Origin of the sequence: Halobellus ruber, from assembly GCF_014212355.1 — an archaeon.
Lineage (GTDB): Archaea > Halobacteriota > Halobacteria > Halobacteriales > Haloferacaceae > Haloquadratum > Haloquadratum rubrum.
Genome location: NZ_JACKXD010000003.1, coordinates 80027 through 95577, shown reverse-complemented (window position 1 = coordinate 95577; position 15551 = coordinate 80027). Strand labels below are relative to the sequence as shown.

General features: G+C 68.1%; 13 protein-coding genes and 2 tRNA genes. All 15 read left to right on the top strand.

The annotated features are described in order from the left end of the window. Positions 1–97: 97 nt before the first annotated feature. Positions 98–1237: a citrate synthase gene (gene citZ, locus H5V44_RS08925; RefSeq protein ID WP_185192787.1), complete on the top strand. Its 1140-nt coding sequence runs from the start codon at positions 98–100 to the stop codon at positions 1235–1237. Positions 1238–1685: 448 nt separating this feature from the next. Continuing rightward, on the top strand, positions 1686–2894 hold the full coding sequence (gene ilvA / locus H5V44_RS08920) for a threonine ammonia-lyase (RefSeq protein ID WP_185192786.1): 1209 nt from the start codon (positions 1686–1688) through the stop codon (positions 2892–2894). After that, entirely contained in the window at positions 2891–3094 is a 204-nt protein-coding gene (locus tag H5V44_RS08915) for a hypothetical protein (protein WP_185192785.1), read from the top strand. Before ilvA ends, H5V44_RS08915 begins: the two co-directional genes overlap by 4 nt. Positions 3095–3121: 27 nt before the next feature. After that, a tRNA-Ser gene (locus H5V44_RS08910) sits at positions 3122–3202 on the top strand. A gap of 401 nt (positions 3203–3603) precedes the next feature. Further along, positions 3604–4050 (top strand): redoxin domain-containing protein, encoded by a 447-nt coding sequence (locus tag H5V44_RS08905; protein ID WP_185192784.1) that lies wholly within the window; start codon positions 3604–3606, stop codon positions 4048–4050. A gap of 71 nt (positions 4051–4121) precedes the next feature. After that, the gene (locus tag H5V44_RS08900) at positions 4122–4295 is read left to right on the top strand and encodes a hypothetical protein (protein ID WP_185192783.1); all 174 of its coding nucleotides are present in this window, start codon (positions 4122–4124) and stop codon (positions 4293–4295) included. 355 nt (positions 4296–4650) lie between these two features. Continuing rightward, the gene (thsB, locus tag H5V44_RS08895) at positions 4651–6297 is read left to right on the top strand and encodes a thermosome subunit beta (protein WP_185193243.1); all 1647 of its coding nucleotides are present in this window, start codon (positions 4651–4653) and stop codon (positions 6295–6297) included. Between the two features lie 212 nt (positions 6298–6509). Then, positions 6510–7499, top strand: a complete 990-nt coding sequence (locus H5V44_RS08890) for an ornithine cyclodeaminase family protein (RefSeq protein ID WP_185192782.1) — start codon at positions 6510–6512, stop codon at positions 7497–7499. Positions 7500–7650: 151 nt separating this feature from the next. Then, positions 7651–8112, top strand: coding sequence for a hypothetical protein (locus H5V44_RS08885; RefSeq protein WP_185192781.1), 462 nt, complete (start codon positions 7651–7653; stop codon positions 8110–8112). 70 nt (positions 8113–8182) lie between these two features. Beyond that, entirely contained in the window at positions 8183–8686 is a 504-nt protein-coding gene (locus H5V44_RS08880) for a DUF7549 family protein (protein ID WP_185192780.1), read from the top strand. A 283-nt stretch (positions 8687–8969) separates the two neighbouring features. Beyond that, a complete protein-coding gene (locus H5V44_RS08875) occupies positions 8970–10757 on the top strand; it encodes a type II/IV secretion system ATPase subunit (protein ID WP_185192779.1) in 1788 nt (595 codons plus the stop codon). Then, positions 10744–12981, top strand: a complete 2238-nt coding sequence (locus H5V44_RS08870) for a type II secretion system F family protein (RefSeq protein ID WP_185192778.1) — start codon at positions 10744–10746, stop codon at positions 12979–12981. Before H5V44_RS08875 ends, H5V44_RS08870 begins: the two co-directional genes overlap by 14 nt. A gap of 71 nt (positions 12982–13052) precedes the next feature. Further along, complete coding sequence (locus H5V44_RS08865; RefSeq protein ID WP_185192777.1) at positions 13053–13772, top strand: class I SAM-dependent methyltransferase; 720 nt, start codon at positions 13053–13055, stop codon at positions 13770–13772. Positions 13773–13860: 88 nt separating this feature from the next. Beyond that, on the top strand, positions 13861–14925 hold the full coding sequence (locus H5V44_RS08860) for an NAD(P)/FAD-dependent oxidoreductase (protein ID WP_185192776.1): 1065 nt from the start codon (positions 13861–13863) through the stop codon (positions 14923–14925). A gap of 136 nt (positions 14926–15061) precedes the next feature. Further along, a tRNA-Gly gene (locus H5V44_RS08855) sits at positions 15062–15132 on the top strand. Positions 15133–15551 lie beyond the last annotated feature (419 nt).

Sequence of the window (15551 nt, the reverse complement as noted above, 5' to 3'; positions counted from 1 at the left end):
CGGTGTTCGCGGCCAGCACGAAAAACGCTTGCCGGCTGTGCGGCCCCGTTTCCGGAAACGGTAACGCTTTTTCGACGTGGTAGAGAAGTCTGTAGGTATGTCAGACGACGTCCACCGCGGCCTGGAAGGCGTCCTCGTCGCCGAGTCGGAGCTGAGTTACATCGACGGCGACGCCGGGAAGCTGGGATACCGGGGGTACTCCATCGAGGATCTGGCCCGCGAGGCGTCCTACGAGGAGGTCGTCTACCTCCTGTGGCACGGGGAGCTCCCGACCGCCGAGGAGCTCGAAAGCTTCTGTACGTGGACGGCCGCGACCCGGGCGCTGGACGACGAACTCCTCGGGGAGGTCGAGAAACTCGCCGCGGCCGACGAGGTCCCGATGGCGGCGCTGCGCACGGTCGTCTCGTCGCTGTCGGCGTACGACGGCGACGCCGACCACGCGGACGTGACAGACCTCGACGCGAACCTCCGGAAGGCCTGCCGGATCACCGCCAAGATCCCCACCGCCCTCGCGGCCTTCGAGCGGTTCCGGAACGGGGAGGAGGCGGTCGCGCCGCGGGAGGACCTGAGCCACGCCGCCAACTTCCTGTACATGCTCAACGGCGAGGTTCCCGACGAGGTCTTAGCGGAGACGTTCGATATGGCCCTGGTGCTCCACGCCGACCACGGGCTGAACGCGTCGACGTTCTCCGCGATGGTGACTGCGTCGACGCTTTCGGACCTCCACAGCGCGGTCACCTCGGCGATCGGCACCCTCTCGGGGTCGCTCCACGGCGGCGCCAACGCCAACGTGATGCGGATGCTGAAGGAGGTCGACGAAAGCGACACCGACCCACGGACGTGGGTCGAGGAGGCCCTCGCGGAGGGCCGCCGCGTCCCCGGGTTCGGCCACCGCGTCTACAACGTCAAGGATCCCCGGGCGAAGATCCTCGGGGCGAAGTCCAAGGAACTGGCCGAGACCGCCGGCGACTCCCGGTGGTACGACTACTCGACCACGATCGAGGAGTACATTGCCGCGGAGAAGGGGCTCGCGCCCAACGTCGACTTCTACTCCGCGTCGACGTACTACCAGATGGGGATCCCGATCGACGCGTACACCCCGATCTTCGCGATGTCGCGGGTCGCGGGGTGGATCGCGCACGTTCTCGAACAGTACGAGGACAACCGGCTGATCCGCCCCCGGGCGCGGTACGTCGGCGACACGGACCTGCCGTTCCCGCCGCTCGAGGAGCGGTAACCGTCGGCCGGGCTTCGCTCTCCCCTCCGATCAGTCGTCTTCCGTCGGAACGCTCCCGCGCTCCCCGGAGGAGCCTCGCCGCCGCACGCCCCGGAGTCGACCGAGGCCCATCCTGCCCATCGACGGCCGGCGAGGGTCTGAGGCTGACACTCCCGGCGTCACGCGGACCGACACCTCCGCCGTGTGTGACGCGCGGCAGACAACCGTCAGACGGCGTCGACGAGGTCGGCGCTGTCGTGCGGTTTTTACTTCCACCACGCGTGGCGGATGTTTATGTACCACCAGGACATACCGCCAAGTGCACGTCACGCGCGTGCATTCCCCCCTTTCCCCGATTCCCCCAGTAGCGGCGCGACAGGCTCGCCGGCCCCACGGCCGGTAGCGCGTCGCTCTCTCACCGCTGTGTCAGCCGACAGAATTAGGATCTACGGGCCCGGAACCCGGGCGTATGCTCTCTCTCTCCGATGTCGAAGCGGCGCGCGACCGGATCGACGACGTCGTGCGCCGGACGCCGCTGGAGTACTCCTACTCGTTTTCAGACGTCACCGGCGCCGACGTCCGGCTGAAGCTGGAGAATTTCCAGCGCACGGGCGCGTTCAAGATCCGGGGAGCCACGAACCGGATCAAGACGCTCTCGGCGGCGGAACGCGACGCCGGCGTCGTCACCGCGAGCGCGGGCAACCACGCCCAGGGGGTCGCCCTGGCGGCCAGCCGGTCGGGCGTGGACGCGACGATCGTGATGCCGAAACACGCCCCGATCTCGAAGGTCGAGGCGACCGAACGGTACGGCGGGCGAGCGGTGCTCCACGGCGCCGACTACGACGAGGCGCAGGCGAAGGCCCGTGAGATCGAACGTGATAAGGGCCGTACGTACGTCCACGCCTTCGACGACGACGTGGTGATGGCCGGCCAGGGGACGATCGGACTGGAGATCGTCGACGAGTGCCCCGAGGTCGACACCGTCCTCGTCCCGGTCGGCGGCGGCGGGCTGATCGCCGGCATCGCCACCGCGGTCACGGCGACGACCGACGCGCGGGTGATCGGCGTCCAGGCCGAGGGGGCGGCGTCGCTGCCGGAGTCGCTGCGGTCGGGAGAGATCGTCGAGCGCGACTCGGTGAACACCATCGCCGACGGGATCGCGACCCGGAAGGTCGGCGAGCGGCCCTTCGAGATCATCCGCGAGCGCGTCGACGAGGTGGTGACCGTCACAGACGAGGAGATCGCAGTGGCGCTGACGTACCTGCTCGAACGCTCGAAGACCCTCGTCGAAGGCGCAGGCGCGGCGCCGATGGCGGCGCTGCTGTTCGAGGCGTTCGACTACGACGACGACGAGACCATCGTGCCGGCGCTGTGCGGCGGCAACATCGACACGAACCAGCTGACGACGGTTCTCGTTCGCGGCCTCGTTGCGACCGGTCGGTATCTGAAGATCCGAACCGTGCTCCGTGACCGGCCCGGGGCCCTGGAGGAACTGGTCGAGATCATCGCCGCCGAGCGTGCGAACATCTACGCGGTCCAGCACGACCGGACCTCCAGGGACGTCGCAATGAACGAGGCGGACATCGAGATCGAAATCGAGACGCGCGGGCACGACCACATCGACCAGGTGCTCGACGCGCTCGAAGCCGCGGGCTACCAGGTGGAGGTGTTGGCGTGACCGGGCTCCGATCGGCGGTCCTGTGGGGGCTCATCGGCGCGCTGACGTTTCTGGTGCTCCTCCAGGGGGTCAGGCTGTTCGTGGGCTCGGTCGATCTGGGGATCGTTCCCACCGTCGGGATCGGCTTCGCAATCGGGGGATTCGTGACAGTACTGTCGTTCGTGCTCGAACCCCGGCTGGCGGCGAAAGGAAGAAGTTAAACGACTCAGCGGAGTAATCGAAATCGGGCCGGGATGGCCGAGTGGTAAGGCGCACGCCTGGAAAGCGTGTTCCCTCTGGGATCCGGGGTTCAAATCCCCGTCCCGGCGCTCGTATCTGTGAACGAAGTGAACAGTGACGACGCTACAAGGGGATTTGAACCACGCGAGACGAACGAAGTGAGTCTCGCAATCGGGTTCAAATCCCCGTCCCGGCGTCCGCGTCTGCGAACGAAGCGAGCAGCGCGGCTTCTATGCGGGGAGTTGAAGCAGGGAGCGAGCAGGGCGGGATCAAAGGTCCCGCTGGCAGCCGGGCGGAGCCCGGCGACGAAGCGAGCGACCGTGGTCCAAATCCCCGTCCCGGCGCTCGTCGGTGTGAACGAACTGCCGCCGCGTCGTACCACGATTTCGACGGGTTCGTCGGCGCCAAACGGGCACCTTCTCGCCCGTGGGACGGTCTCGCGGTGGTGTGATAGCGACATCGATCCTGGGGCCGCGCCCGACTTCGAGGTGTGCGGTACAACGACGGCGACCGCGACAGCTACCGCTTCAGCGATCACACCGGCGCGGGGCAGTGGGTCTTTCCGACGTTCTACACGTTCGATTTCGACCCCATCTGCACGGCGGGGATGTGTGCCCTCCGGGACGCGGAGTTCTTCGAGTTGGACGACGATCTCGCCGTGCTGGGCGTCTCCGGCGACGGGATCCACTCCCACGAGCGGTTCGCCGAGCACCACGACAGCAACTACCCACTGCTGTCGGACACCGTCAAGGACGTCGCCGATCAGTACGGCGTGGTGCGCGCGGAGTACGAGGGGATGCGTCGGGTGCACCAGCGGGCTGCATTCACCATCGACGACGGCCGGACCGTCCGGTTCGCAACCACGATGGACGCAACCTCGCCCAACGACATCGAACTCGGGCCGATCAACGACGTACTGCGGGGTCTCAGGGCCTGACCCCGACCGTACCCCGATTCCGCGGAGTGTCGAAACGTTCATTACATTGAGTGACGTTGTCACGGTTGACAATGCCTGACACGAAAGCCGGTCGCGAGCGGAAGGGACGGAACAAGCGGAGCCAACTCCAGGAGCAACTGTACGAGGCGGAACTCGACGCGCTGGACACCGACGACGACCTCCCGCCCTTCGAATCCACCCGCGATCGGCCGTTCCTCGCGGACGAACTCCCCGACGGGGAGTGACCGCCGCACGGCGACGACCACGTTCTCCGGACCGTTCGAGGCCCGGGAGCCGCCGGTATGGCCGTCACGAAACCGGTCCCACCGTCTTCCGGTCCGTCGTAGAACCATTCACCGACCAGCGGCCGCCCACCCGACGGAACACATATAAATAGCCGTCGATACCGCTCTCACGCCGACGGGTATTGATACCGGTTCTCACACCAAATCCGCAAAAAACCGGGCGACTCGGCCGAAATGCGTTGGTCTTTCACATACTATCGGACGCGGTCGACCTCGCCGTCCACCACAGGATTTATATAGAATCACAAACAATCAAGCACCGTCTATGAGTCAGCGAATGCAACAGGGTCAGCCGATGATCATTATGGGCGAGGACGCCCAGCGCGTCAAGGATCGCGACGCGCAGGAGTACAACATCCAGGCCGCTCGCGCCGTCGCGGAGTCCGTACGCTCGACACTCGGACCGAAGGGGATGGACAAGATGCTCGTCGACTCGATGGGCGACGTCACCATCACCAACGACGGGGTCACCATCCTGACCGAGATGGACATCGACAACCCCACCGCGGAGATGATCGTCGAAGTCGCCGAGACCCAGGAGGACGAGGCCGGCGACGGCACGACCACCGCGGTCGCCATCGCGGGTGAACTCCTGAAGAACGCCGAGGAGCTCCTCGATCAGGACATCCACCCCACCGCGATCATCAACGGCTTCCACCTCGCGAGCCAGGAGGCCCGCTCGGCGGTCGACGAGGCCTCCGAGTCGGTCACGCCCGACGACACCGAACTCCTCAAGAAGGTCGCCGAGACGTCGATGACCGGCAAAAGCTCCGAACTCGACAAGGAGCTCCTCGCCGAGTTGGCCGTCGAGACCGTTGAGGCGGTCACGGTCGAGGCCGACGACGGCTCCTACGTCGTCGACCTCCAGAACGCCAACATCGAGACCCAGACCGGGCGCGGCACCGGCGAGTCGGAGCTCCTCCACGGAGCCGTCATCGACAAGGACCCCGTCCACGACAATATGCCCTCGGCGTCCGAGCACGCCGACATCCTGCTGCTCGACGAGGCCATCGAGATCGAGGAGACCGACGTCGACACCACGGTCAACGTCGATTCCCCGGATCAGCTCCAGAAGTTCCTCGATCAGGAGGAAAAGGAGCTCCGCGAGAAGGTCCAGCACATCGTCGACTCCGGCGCCGACGTCGTCTTCTGCCAGAAGGGCATCGACGATATGGCCCAGCATTACCTCGCGAAGGAGGGCATCCTCGCGGTCCGTCGGACGAAGAAATCCGACATCGGGTTCCTCCGCGACGTGGTCGGCGGCGCGGTCGTCTCCGACGTGTCGAGCGTCACCGAGGCGGACCTCGGCCACGGCTCGGTCCGTCGTGACTCCGACGACGAGCTGTTCTACGTCGAGGGCCACGGCGACGAGGCCCACGGCGTGACCCTGCTGCTGCGCGGCTCCACCGAACACGTCGTCGACGAGATCGAGCGCGGCGTCGAGGACGCCCTCGACGTGGTCTCGACCACCGTCTCCGACGGCCGGGTCGTCTCCGGCGGCGGCGCCATCGAGGTCGAGGTCGCCCGGCAGCTCCGGAGCTACGCCAGCACCGTCAGCGGCCGCGAACAGCTCGCGGTCGAGGCGTTCGCCGACGCGGTCGAACTCGTGCCCCGCGTGCTCGCCGGCAACGCCGGGCTCGACTCCATCGACACCCTGGTCGAGCTCCGCGAAGCCCACGAGAACGGCGATGTCCACGCCGGGCTGAACGTCTTCACGAACGACGTCGAGGATACCTTCGACGCGGGCGTCGTCGAGCCCGCCCACTCGAAGGAGCAGGCGCTGTCCTCGGCCACCGAGGCCGCGAACCTCGTGCTCAAGATCGACGACATCATCGCTGCCGACGAGCTGAGCACCTCCGGCGACGGCGACGAAGGCGGCGCGGGCGGCCCCGGCGGCGCCGGCGGGATGGGCGGAATGGGCGGTATGGGCGGCGCGATGTAAACGCAGTCGGAGACTGCGTTCCATAGGCCGTCAGGCGTCGCCCAGCGCAGCCGATCCGAGGCCGGCCACACCAACGACCGATCGCCGGTTCGGGCTTCTATTTTTGCCCGACCGCCGAGTGCCTCCACTCCCCGGCTCGATCCCCCCGATTCTGTGTCCCCGAGGCCGTCTCCACCGTCACGACTTAGGGGTCCGCCCGACGACCCTCGGGTATGGAAACGCTGCTGCTGAACGGCGACGACGTCCGGGAGCACGCATCCCTCTCCGAGGTCGTGCCCGCGGTCGAGGCGGCCTTCGCGGCGTTCGCCCGCGGCGACGCGCAGATGCCGGCCAAGTCCTACATCGATCTGCCGGCGTACAACGGCGATTTCCGGTCGATGCCCGCGTACCTCTCCACCCCGGAATGGGACGCCGCGGGGATCAAGTGGATCAACGTCCACCCCGACAACCCCGAGAAGTTCGACCTCCCGACGGTGTTGGGGACGATGATCTACTCCGACCCCGAAACCGCGTTCCCGCTTGCGATCCTCGACGGCAAGGAGCTCACACAGCTCCGGACCGGGGCCGCGGCGGCGGTCGCGACCGACCACCTCGCGGTTGCGGACGCCGACTCCCTCGGGGTCGTCGGCGCGGGCGTCCAATCGTACACGCAGCTCCGCGCGATCGCACAGGTCCGCGACATCGAGCGGGTCGTGGTCGCCGACCGCGACGAGGAACGGACCGCGGCGTTCGTCGCGGCCTTCGAAGACGAGTTCGACGTGGTCGGCGGGTCGATCACGGAGGCGGCGTCGTGTGACGTCCTCTCGACGGTCACGCCCGTCGAGTCCCCGATCGTCCCCCGCGAGGCGGTCGGGCCGCACACCCACATCAACGCCATCGGCGCGGACGCCGCGGGCAAACACGAACTCGACGACGGGATCCTGCTGGACTCGAAGCTCGTCATCGACGATTACGAGCAGACGACCCACTCCGGGGAGATCAACGTCCCCTGGAACCAGGGCGTGCTCGACGACGACGACATCCACGGCTCGGTCGGCGAGATCGTGATCGGGGAGAAGCCGGGCCGCGTCGCCGACGACGGGGTGACGGTCTTCGACTCCACCGGCCTCGCGATCCAGGACGTCGCCGCCGCCCGCATCGCCTACGAGCACGCGACGGCGGCCGAGGCCGGCTACGCCTTCGACTTCCTCGGGGTCGGGTGAAGCGCCTCGCGTGAACGGTGGCCGTCCGGGAGGCCAGCCTCCGAGACGCCGACTCTTCGAGGCTACCGTGACTGCCGGCCGCGACGTCGTGTCACATTCGTGTTCATTGTCTGACGGTAATTTATTGCCTCTGGACCACCCAACGATGCGTATGAGCGGTCAACAGGCCGATTCGACCTCGGACGCCGAACAGGACGGTTCAGCCCCCGCTGACAGCGACCCCACCGACGACACGCCGGACGCAAGCCCCCTCCAGATCGCCCTGCCGGACGGGAGCGCGAGCGTCTCCGACGCGATCGTCACCCACCGGGAGATGCTGCGCGAGCCGCAGGACCACGGCCTCGCGACGGACCAGGAGATCACTCACCTCTCGGAGGCGATGGAGTCGCTGTCGGCCGACATCCAGGAGACGACACAACAGCACGACGAGAGCCGATCGCGGATCGAGGACCTCGAAGACCGCGTCGAAGCCCAGCAGGAGCGGATCGGCGAGTACGAGGAGCTCGTCGAAGCCCAACAACAGCAGATCGACGAACTCCAGTCGATGGTCTCCTCGCTCGCGGGGATCCTGGGCACCGATACGGAGTGGCAGACCTTCGACGACGACGCGTAGTCGGGGCTCGCCGACGCCGGCCCCGCCGTCGCCCGGCACCTTTTATGTGGGTTACCCGGCGAGTGACGGTATGACCTGGGTTCGCGCGGAGTACGCCGGCGCGCTGGCGGTGGTGTCGACGTGGCTCGCCGCCCTCGTCCCGTGGAACGTCACGTACTCGCCGGACGTCTCGGGCGGCGCGGTGCTCTTCGTCCGGTTTCCCTTCTTCCAGCTCCGGTACGCCTTCGGCGTCCCGCTGACGCGGCGGGTCGCCGTCTCGGACCCGCTTTCGGCGGTCGCGTTCCAGGCCGGGCAGTCGATCCAGATCGCGTATCAGGTGTGGGCGGTCGGTGCGGGCGTCCTCGCCGTCGCGGTCGCCATCGCCGTCGTCTACTACCGGTTCGAGGACGCCGTCGAGTCGGGGCCGGTCGACCCGGTCCGGCTGCTCGGGGGGCTGCTCGGACTCTCGGGGCTCGTTTTGGCCGTCTCGACGTATCTGCTCGTGACCCGGGGGTTCCCGGGCGTCCCCATCCCGGTCGGCGTCCTCGTCCTCCTCGTCCTGGGTGGGGTGTTGCTGACGGTCGACCGGGAGTGAGCTGACACGACCCGACGCCGGCCGAGCGTTTATATGCGATCACGGGACCACCGGCCGTGTGCGGTGAGATCTGCCCCGCGCCGGAACGCGATCGTCCGGCACGTCGGCGCGGGGAAGCGGTGTGCCGGCTGTTCGCCATCGATCCCTTTGCGGTGCTCTCCGAGCGCGGGCGCTCGGTAGAGTGTTCCTCCGTACCACTCCCCCCGACGAGTCTCCCCGCCGACCGGCCGACAGTATAAGTCGCTCCGCCGAGAAGCGTCCGTTACGAACTGGGGTACTACTGATGGCACGGACCGACCCGGGCAGCAACGGGGACGAAACCGACGGTGACGCGGATCCAGCCGTGGCTTCGTCGGGTGTGACGCAGTCGGCCGTCGGATCGTCGGCGACGGTCGCGGGCGACGCCGACAGCGACCCGGACAGCCCCCTCGACGGGCTGCGCACGCGGCTCCGACGCTTCGTGAGCGTGCTCCGCGGCTCCTCGCTCGACTTCCGGCCCTACCGCCCCGAGGACGGCGTCTTCGCGTCGTTCGATCCGCCGCCGGGCGAGGAACCTGTCGACCGCTACTGGGTCAACGCGCCGTACGCCTACGTGGTGATCACCTACAACGACGAGGAAAGCGAGCACTACTACCACGCAGTCGAGCCCGAACTCGACGACTTCGAGCTGGAGCTGCTCGCCCGGACGAAGGTCGACATCCGCGATCCGCTCCTCTACAGAACGAACGCGGAGCCGACCGCCGAGGAGACGCTCCAAAACGAGCTTCGGACCCTCCTCGAACAGTACGGGGTGAACGTGTCGATGCGGACGTTTCACGCCCTCCTGTACTACCTGGCGCGGGACTTCCGGCGGTTCGGCCGGATCGACCCGCTTATGAACGACCCGCACATCGAGGACATCTCGTGTGACGGGTACGACCTCCCGATCTTCGTCTACCACGACGATTACACCGACATCGAGACGAACGTGGTCTACGGCGCCGAGAACTTGGACGACTTCGTGATCCGGCTGGCCCAGGAGTCCGGCCGGCACGTCAGCGTCGGCGACCCGGTCGTCGGGACGACGCTGCCGGACGGCTCCCGGGTGGAGCTCGCGCTCGGGGAGGAGGTGACCCCGCGCGGGTCGGCGTTCACCATCCGGAAGTACGCCGACGAGCCGTTCACCCCCATCGATCTGATCGACTACGGCACCTTTTCGGTCGAGGAGATGGCGTACCTCTGGCTCTGCATCGAGAACAACAAGAGCCTCATCTTCGCCGGCGGGACGGCCTCCGGAAAGACCACCTCGATGAACGCGGTGTCGATGTTCATCCCGCCGCGCGCGAAGGTGCTCACCATCGAGGACACCCGCGAACTGTCGCTGTACCACGACAACTGGCTGTCGTCTGTCACGCGCCAGCGCCTCCACGAGGGCAGCGACATCGATATGTACGACCTGCTGCGGTCGGCGCTGCGCCACCGCCCCGAGTTCATCATCGTCGGCGAGGTCCGCGGCGACGAGGCCGTCACCCTGTTTCAGGCGATGAACACGGGCCACACCACCTTCTCCACGATGCACGCCGACAGCATCGAGACCGTCATCAACCGGCTGGAGAACGAGCCGATCAACGTCCCGCGGGCGATGGTCCAGTCGCTGGACCTGCTCTGCGTTCAAACGCTCACGCGGGTCGACGGCGAGCGCGTTCGACGGTCGAAAGCCATCGGCGAGATCGGCGAGATCGACCAGCGGACCGGCGAACTCGACTACTCCCGGGCGTTCACCTGGGACGCCGAGACCGACACCTTCGAGCACTCCGACGCCAACCTCCTCGACGAGATCCAGCGCGAACGCGGGTGGACTCGGACCGAACGCCAACGGGAGGTCCGCCGACGGCAGCGGTTCCTCCAACTCCTCTCGGAGATCGGGACTACTGACTACCGGGAGTTCACGGCCCTGGTCAACGAGTACTACGCGGATCCCGAGCGGGTGATGGACCGGCTCGAAGCCGCCGACCCAGCGGGCGGGGCCGCAAGCGTCGGCGGCGACGTGGGGAGCCACGACGAGGGGGTCGGAGCCGATGACGGCGGGTGAGGTTCTCGCGTACCTCCCGCTCGTCGTCGTCACGCTGCTCGCGGTTCCCGTGGCGCTGGTGCCGATCAGCCCGCGGGCCGAACTGCTGGTTTCCCGGCTCGCGCTCCCGGTATTCGGCGGGTACGTCGGGGAGTCAAGCCCGCGCCGCCCCGACCAGATCCGGCGGATGCGCGCGGCGTTCGTGGGGCAGAGCCACCGGGTGTTTCAGTCCCAGACGCTGTTTATCGCGGGCGCCGCGGGCGTCGCCGGCAGCGTCTACGGTGTCTACATCGGCGCGGCGATCCTCCAGTCGCTCGCGCTCGACCCCGCGGTCATCGCCGGCGTTCTCCCGGCACAGTTGGCGCCGCTTGCCACCCTGGTCAGCGTCCAAGAGCTGTCGCTGCTGCAGCTGTTCGTCCTCCTTTTGATCTCCAGCGGGACGCTCGGTGCTGGGCTGGCGGCGGGGGTCTATTGGGGTCGGTGGACGGTGCTCGACCAGCGGGCCCGTGCCCGCGGCGTCGAGATCGACGCGACGCTGCCGCGGACCGTGGCGTTCGTGTATGCGCTCTCGCGGTCCGGGATGCCGTTCCAGACCGTCCTGCGGACCCTCTCTCACAACGAGGACGTCTACGGCGAGGCCGCACGCGAACTCGGGGTCGCCGTCAGGGATATGGACGCGTTCGGAACAGACGTGCTCACCGCGCTGAAGGGGACCGCCGAACGGACGCCCAGCGAGAACTTAGAGGAGTTCGCGGGGAACCTCGCGAGCGTCCTGTCCTCGGGACAGAACGTCTCGTCGTTCCTCCACGAACAGTACGAGCGGTTCCAAGACGAGGTCGAAGCTCAACAGCGACAGTACCTGGACCTGCTGTCGACGTTCGCGGAGGTGTACGTCACCGTCCTGGTCGCCGGGCCGCTGTTTTTCATCACCGTTCTGGTCGTGGTCGGCCTCGTCATCCAGGACACCCTGGTGGTGATCCGGCTGGTGACCTACCTCGGGATCCCGCTCGCGACGTTCGGATTCGTCGTCTACGTCGACAGCATCACCGAGGGGCTCGACGTCATCAGCCGCAGCGGTACCGAGGAGGACGACCACACGGACGTGAGCGTCGGACGCCCGATGGCGACCGCTCCCGACGAACCCTCGCAGGGGAGCGCCGACGCGCCGGGACTGGCCGACGGCGGCACCGTTCGGGATCGCCACGCCGACCTCGATTCGGACGCCGGCGTCGGCACCGACGCGGACAAGTGGCTGCGGCTCGCGGCCTACGACCGCATCGGCCGGTACCGCCGGACGCTGTCGGACCCCGTGGGGCTGATGCTCGACCGGCCAGTCTACACGCTTCTCGTCACCGGGCCGGTCGGACTCGTGGCCGTCTGGCTGTCGCTCAGAAGCTCGGTCGGCGGGATCGGGGCCCTGGTCGCCCGGCTGACGGGATCGTCGATGTCGGTGATGGAGGCCGTCGGGATCGTCGACGGCCCGATCGTTCTGGCCACCATCCTGGCGCTCGCGGGGATCGCAACCGCCCACGAGGTTCAGAAGCGCCGGCTCCGGGCGATCGAGTCGGAGATGCCCGACTTCCTCGACCGGATGGCGAGCATCAACGAGGCGGGCGCGACCGTCGTCGGGAGTCTGCAACGGCTCTCGAACGCGGAACTGGGGTCGCTCGGCGACGAGATCAACCGAGTGTGGCGGGACATCGAGTGGGGGTCGACCGTCGGCGAGTCGCTGGCCCGGCTGGAGCGCCGGACCGGCGCCCCGACGGTGTCGCGGGCGGTCACCCTGATCCGGAACGCGATGGCGGCCAGCGGCGACATCAGCCCCGTGCTCCGGATCGCGGCCGACGAGGCAAACGAGATCCGGCGGCTTGAGCGCGAACGCAGACAGGAGATGCTTACCTACCTCGTCGTGATCTACGTGTCGTTTCTCGTGTTCCTCGGCATCATCGTCGCGTTGACGACCGCGTTCATCCCCGCGATCGAAGCCGCAGGCGAGGCCGGGAGCGCCGCCGGCGGGGGCGGCATCGGCAGCGGCGCCGTGAGCGGCGTGGACGCGGGCGTCCTCGGCGGGCTCGGGTCCGTCGGGACCGGCGCCTACGAACTGCTGTTCTTCCACGCCGCCGCGATCCAGGGGATCTGTTCCGGGATCGTGGCGGGGCAGCTCGGCGAGGGGACCGTCTCCGACGGCGTGAAGCACGCGACGCTACTCCTGATCCTGACCTACGGCGTCTTCGCGTTCCTGTAAGCCGGGCGAGCAACCGGCGCGACCCCTCCGCCAACCGCCGCGGCTTTCCGTCCCTGGCGTCTGGCCGGCGTATGGACGACGGGCCGACGGGACCGCCGGTCAAGCGGACGTACGACCGGATCGCCGAGCACTTCGCGTCGACGCGGGCGTACCCGTGGCCCGAAGTCACGGCGTTCCTCCGGGACGACGACGACGCGGTGTCGCGGCTCGACGGCGATGCCGTCGACGCGCTCGCGGGCGGTGCCGACCCCGCAGTCGAGGGGGCGAACCACGGCGCCGCGGGCGTCGGTCTCGACGTCGGCTGCGGCAACGGCCGGCACGCCGAGCCGCTGTCGGGAGTCGTCGACCGGGTCGTCGGCGTCGACGTCAGCGCCGAACTCCTTCGGACCGCCCGGGATCGCAACCCGCGGCCACACCTGCTGCAGGCCGACGCGGCGGCGCTCCCGATCGGGTCGGGGACGGTCGACGTCGCGGTGTACGTCGCGGCGCTGCACCACCTGCGCCCGCGGTCGCGCCGGGTCGCCAGCCTCTCGGAGCTGTCGCGGGTACTCGCCGCCGACGGTCGCGCGCTGGTGAGCGCGTGGTCGACGGCCCACGACCGGTTCGACGCCGATTCCGGGTTCGATACGACCGTCCCGTGGACGCTGCCGGGCGGGGAGGCGGTCCCGCGGTTCTACCACATCTACGACCCCGCGGAGTTCGCGGCGGACATCCGCGAGAGCGGACTCCGGGCGGTCGCGTCCGCGGTGTCGAGCGGCAACTGCTATGCGGTGGTCGAAGCCGGCGACTGAGTCGCGCCCCGCGGAGGGTCACGGCTGGCCGACGGCGGCGCACGTGTGCTCTGCGTTTAAGTTCTCCCAGTGGCTACTACGTAGTAGAATGACTGATACCGACGGGGCTCGAGAGTACGAGGTCGTCGTCGTTGGTGGGGGCCCTGCGGGGCTCCAGGCGGCGCTGTACACGACGCGGCTCGGCCACGACACCGCGGTCGTCGACCGCGGCGGCGGCCGCGCAGCGATGATGCTCGACACGCACAACGTGATCGGCGTGACCGAGGACGTCTCGGGCAACGAGTTCCTGCAGACGGCACAGGAGCAGGTCGAGGACTACGGCGGCGACGTCGTCCGCGACCTGATCGTCGAGACCGAGCGGACCGACGACGGCCGGTTCCGGCTGGTCGGCAACGACGCGGAGTTCTTAGCCGACCGGGTCGTCCTCGGCGTCGGGTTCAGCGACGGCCGGCCGGAACCGCCGGTCCCCAGAACCGGGAAGGGGCTCCACTACTGTCTCCACTGCGACGCGTACATGTTCGTCGACCGTCCGGTCTACGTGATGGGGACCGGGGAGGCGACCGCCCACGTCGCGATGATTATGCTCAACTTCACCGACGATGTGGACGTGCTCCTCCGCGGCGAGGCCCCCGAGTGGAGCGACGAGACCGACGAACAGCTCCGGGCCCACCCGATCGACATCGTCGAAAGCGAGATCTCGGGGATGAACAAGAGCGACGACGGCTGGCTGGAATCCTTCGAGTTCGAGGATGGATCCACCAGACAGTACCGCGGCGGGTTCGCGATGTACGGTTCCGATTACAACACGGACCTCGCGACCCAACTCGGCTGCGACCTGAACGACGACGGCACGGTCGCGGTCGACGACAGTATGGAGACGAGCGTCGACGGCGTCTACGCCGTCGGGGACATCACCCAGGGGCACAACCAGATCCCGGTCGCGATGGGGAAGGGCGCCCGGGCCGGCATCGACATCCACTACGACCTGCGGGACTTCCCGCGGGACCTGGAGACGATCCGCGCGGAGGGCCCCGTCGGCGCCGACGAGGTGCCGGGCATCGGCGAGCGGGTCCACGCCGCCGCCTCGGCGTTCGAGGAGGCCCGCGCGCCGCCGATCGAGACGCCGTCGGTCGAGCCCGCCGACGACGACTGATACGGATTATTGGAGTCAATTCCGGTCATCGCCGACCCCGTCTCTGGCGATGACCGGTAATTAGTTACAATAATCCGTATGAAGCGACTCGGAAGGGTAACATCCTTATTCGGGGGTGCGGAAGGGTCGTGTGAGCGCGCCGATGGTCTAGTGGTAGGACCTGAGCCTTCCAAGCTCATGGCCCGGGTTCAAATCCCGGTCGGCGCACTCCCTTCGGTCGTTTGCCGACCGGCGTCCCACTCACTCCGTTCGCGGGACTCCCGGTCGGCGCACCCCCTTCGGTCGTTTGCCGACCGGCGTCCCGCTCGCTTCGTCGCCGGCGCGAAGCGCCGGCTTCCAGCGGGACCTCCGGTCCCGCCCGGCTCGCGTGACTCCCGGTCGGCGCATTTTCTGTCGAGCGAGACAGAGATCGCTACAGAGAGAATTTGAACCGGACGAGTCGCAGCTCGCACAGCGGAGCGAGCAGGATCGCGCCGTTACCGGCGAACCGGACGCCCGGAAGCGCCGCGGCGACTCCCGTACCGACCGTTCCGAGCACCGCCGCCCACGTTGTGGCCCGCGGTTCGAGAGATATGCCGCGGCGGTAGGGACGACTCGCACGTCTTGCACGGCCCGCCGTCCCGCGA

What these genes read in the sequence shown, in the direction of transcription:
- citZ (WP_185192787.1), top strand. Translation starts at nt 98, where the DNA reads ATGTCAGACGACGTCCACCGCGGCCTGGAAGGCGTCCTCGTCGCCGAG.
- ilvA (WP_185192786.1), top strand. Translation starts at nt 1,686, where the DNA reads ATGCTCTCTCTCTCCGATGTCGAAGCGGCGCGCGACCGGATCGACGAC.
- H5V44_RS08900 (WP_185192783.1), top strand. Translation starts at nt 4,122, where the DNA reads ATGCCTGACACGAAAGCCGGTCGCGAGCGGAAGGGACGGAACAAGCGG.
- thsB (WP_185193243.1), top strand. Translation starts at nt 4,651, where the DNA reads ATGATCATTATGGGCGAGGACGCCCAGCGCGTCAAGGATCGCGACGCG.
- H5V44_RS08890 (WP_185192782.1), top strand. Translation starts at nt 6,510, where the DNA reads ATGGAAACGCTGCTGCTGAACGGCGACGACGTCCGGGAGCACGCATCC.
- H5V44_RS08885 (WP_185192781.1), top strand. Translation starts at nt 7,651, where the DNA reads ATGAGCGGTCAACAGGCCGATTCGACCTCGGACGCCGAACAGGACGGT.
- H5V44_RS08880 (WP_185192780.1), top strand. Translation starts at nt 8,183, where the DNA reads ATGACCTGGGTTCGCGCGGAGTACGCCGGCGCGCTGGCGGTGGTGTCG.
- H5V44_RS08875 (WP_185192779.1), top strand. Translation starts at nt 8,970, where the DNA reads ATGGCACGGACCGACCCGGGCAGCAACGGGGACGAAACCGACGGTGAC.
- H5V44_RS08870 (WP_185192778.1), top strand. Translation starts at nt 10,744, where the DNA reads ATGACGGCGGGTGAGGTTCTCGCGTACCTCCCGCTCGTCGTCGTCACG.
- H5V44_RS08865 (WP_185192777.1), top strand. Translation starts at nt 13,053, where the DNA reads ATGGACGACGGGCCGACGGGACCGCCGGTCAAGCGGACGTACGACCGG.
- H5V44_RS08860 (WP_185192776.1), top strand. Translation starts at nt 13,861, where the DNA reads ATGACTGATACCGACGGGGCTCGAGAGTACGAGGTCGTCGTCGTTGGT.